The 1,158-nt window shown below is 65.0% G+C and carries 1 protein-coding gene and 1 pseudogene; one reads left to right on the forward strand and one right to left on the reverse strand.

Annotation, left to right across the window (positions count from 1 at the left end):
* On the reverse strand, positions 1–852 hold an 852-nt coding region (locus tag FJ980_RS33085; RefSeq protein WP_140547610.1), incomplete at its 3' end, for a zinc-binding dehydrogenase.
* Between the two features lie 142 nt (positions 853–994).
* Here FJ980_RS33085 and FJ980_RS35720 point away from each other — a divergent pair.
* Positions 995–1,158, forward strand: a pseudogene (locus FJ980_RS35720) (AraC family transcriptional regulator); the annotation flags it as partial.

Genomic DNA, 1,158 nt, shown 5'->3' on the forward strand with positions numbered 1-1,158 from the left:
GATGTCGGTCCATGGCATGGTCAGGGCGACGCGGGTTTCCAGCCGGCCGGCCGCAACGAGAGCGAGTAGCGAGGCGATGTCCGAGCCAATGCCCGCGCCAGACGTGTAGTAGGCGAAAGTCTGAAGCCTCGCCCCCTCGTGACCCGGAACGAACTGGCGGAACCCAATTGGCGTGAGTTCGACACTGCTTGAGCCGAACATGACGATCGTCCCGCCAGGAGCGACGCGTTCGATCGCGTGGGCGAGGCTTTGGCCACCGACCGATTCGGTAATCAGCGAAAACGGCCCCACGGCCAGTTCGATCGACTCGACGACTTGCCCGGCACCCAGGCGGCGGAGATCCTCGCCATGCCGGGAGGCCGCGACCGCGGTCACGCTCGCGCCCTGTTCGCGCGCGATCTGGATCTGGAAACGGCCGACCGCTCCACTTGCGCCGGTGATCAGGACCCGTTGGCCGGCAAGGTCGCCGCCATGGCGCAAAGTCCTGAGCGCGGTGGTGCCCGCGACCGGAAGCGTGGCCGCGGAAACGAAGCTGACCTCATCCGGCAGGACGGCGAGGCGGTCGGTCGAAACCGCGACGCGTTCGGCCCAGCCGGCCTGGTCGACCAAGGCCGCGACGCGGGCGCCCACGGCTGGCCCGGAGCCGTCGGCCGCTGGCCGTTCGACGATCCCGACGATGTCCTGGCCGGGTATCCAGCCGTCCGGGCGTATGGTGAGCAGGCGCAATTCGCCGCGATTCAACGAGGTTGTGTGGACCGAGACAAGCGCCTCGTTTGCGAGAGGCCGTGGGTCCTCGACCTCGGCAAGCGTCAGTCCGGCGGGGCTGTCGGAAGATATGGCTAGGGCGAGCATGAGACGTACCTTCCTGCTGGTTTGTGGATGCAAAGCGCGGTGGCATCCTGATCAACCGGGTGCATGGGCAAGCTGGAACCTATCGACTTCCAGCTTGAAGAATTTAGCTATCGTGGCGTTTAATCGCTAAAAGCCGTCAATCATGAGACAACCTCTTCGTTACCCATGGCTCGATTTCAATGTGGATGACGTCCTCGCACCGGCAATCGCCGTGCGCGTCGACGTTACCGAAACCAGGGCCGAAGTCCCCTCCCATCGGCATCGCAAAGGCCAACTCGTCTTCGCGCTCGGCGGTGGCGTCACATG

The organism is Mesorhizobium sp. B1-1-5 (genome assembly GCF_006443065.1).
GTDB lineage: Bacteria > Pseudomonadota > Alphaproteobacteria > Rhizobiales > Rhizobiaceae > Mesorhizobium.